Annotated in this window: 2 protein-coding genes; both read left to right on the forward strand. The window is 50.1% G+C overall.

Annotation, left to right across the window (positions count from 1 at the left end; all coding sequences use genetic code 11):
- Positions 1–144: 144 nt before the first annotated feature.
- The gene (locus AAIG39_RS25590) at positions 145–981 is read left to right on the forward strand and encodes a TAXI family TRAP transporter solute-binding subunit (protein WP_071845859.1); all 837 of its coding nucleotides are present in this window, start codon (positions 145–147) and stop codon (positions 979–981) included.
- Positions 978–1,130 carry a hypothetical protein gene (locus AAIG39_RS25595; protein ID WP_167337870.1) on the forward strand — a complete coding sequence of 51 codons (153 nt, stop codon included), beginning with the start codon at positions 978–980 and terminating at the stop codon, positions 1,128–1,130. Before AAIG39_RS25590 ends, AAIG39_RS25595 begins: the two co-directional genes overlap by 4 nt.
- Positions 1,131–1,530 lie beyond the last annotated feature (400 nt).

Below are 1,530 nucleotides of genomic sequence, written 5' to 3' on the forward strand. Positions count from 1 at the left end.
TGATTGCTCCGGCGGCCGAAGCCATCCCGCGTCTGTGCCGACGCAAACATCAAACCGCAGAGCCTTTACAGAGGTGAGCCACAGGGAGTCTGACTCTCTGCGTACTCTCCCTGGGCACTGGCTCACCCCTTAAAGGAAAGTCCCATGAAGAAATCATTCACCGCTATTGCGGCGGTTCTCCTGTTTTCCAGTTTTGGAGCAACAGCCGCTGACATCACGATCACCACCGGGCAGCAGGGCTTAACGTACAACGCTGTGTATGGTGTGAACCTCGCCAGTGCGCTAAGCGAATATGGCTATAAATCGACAGTAGTCCCGAGCAAAGGCTCACTGGACAACCTTGATAAAGTCGCCAGCGGCGAAGCGCAGATCGGTTTCACCCAGGCTGATGCATTTCAGTTCTGGCGCAGCCGACACGGTAACGAAGCTCAGAAGGTCGACATCATCGGCGAGCTGGGCGATGAATGCGTGTTTGTGGCCGTGAAAGACGGCGGGAAGGTCGGCAGCGAAAGCGATCTGAAAGAAGGCATTAAAATCGCCGTGGGTGAACCTGCCAGCGGTTCTTATGCATCCTGGCAATATCTCCAGACGCTCGAAAAGAATTACGCAAAAGTTGAGACCTACGCAAAGGGTGGCGTTCGCTCACTGGCTAAAGTTGCCACCGGAGAATATGACGCATTCCTGTGGGTATCCGCACCCGACCGCACGAATAAGTTTCTGGAGTCAGTAAACCAGAAGGGCAGCGGCCTGACGATGATCAGCATGAATGGCTGGAACGTCGACGATAAGTTGCCAAACGGCAAAGCGGTTTATGAGCTGAAAAAGGCGGTCACTGAATCTGGCTGGCTCAGCGATTCAAAAGTGAAAGTGCCGTGTACTAAAACGCTGGTGGTCGCAAACACAGATGCCGGAGATGACATGCTGGAAACCGCATCAACTGTACTGCTCAAAAACCTGTCCCGCGTGCTGGGCAACAAATGATTAAGCGCATTGGCGGGTGGACTCTTTTTATCGTGTCTCTGTTTATTGCCTGGCGGCTGGCTGGCGTACTGATGGATTTTGCTCTGCTGGGCATTTCCATCGTCATGCTGGTGGTCTGCTGGTACCGACCTTATAAAGCTAAAAAATAATACTGCACAAAAATCCCCTGTTGTATGGGGGGGGGAGTGTGGAATGTTATGAAAAAAAACAGGAAGTGACGACACCGTACACTCCATGTGAAATACAGCAACACGTCTGGTTATATGTCTGTTAACGCCTGATAAGTGTGGATCAGATCACGAAAATGTACAAAGCTAAATTTTGGCGAAATGCTTTTATACCCGTGGTAATGTATTTCTGTAATAAATCCAGATTTGCGGGGGTGTGTAAGACAGGTTGCTGTTTCTGTAACTTACACCAACGGTACGCAACAGTCCTGCACCTTCGGAATACTTGGAATTATGCATAACAAATATAGAGATAACCCTGATTTATGACCTGTCCCGTGGCAGGTCTTTTTTTATGGCTAAGGCTGTTGCTTTGTTTGGA

This window comes from Phytobacter palmae, assembly GCF_039409775.1.
GTDB lineage: Bacteria > Pseudomonadota > Gammaproteobacteria > Enterobacterales > Enterobacteriaceae > Phytobacter > Phytobacter palmae.

Bases quoted from the DNA above. Each gene is read 5' to 3' on its own strand.
- AAIG39_RS25590 (WP_071845859.1), top strand. From the start codon at position 145: ATGAAGAAATCATTCACCGCTATTGCGGCGGTTCTCCTGTTTTCCAGT.
- AAIG39_RS25595 (WP_167337870.1), top strand. From the start codon at position 978: ATGATTAAGCGCATTGGCGGGTGGACTCTTTTTATCGTGTCTCTGTTT.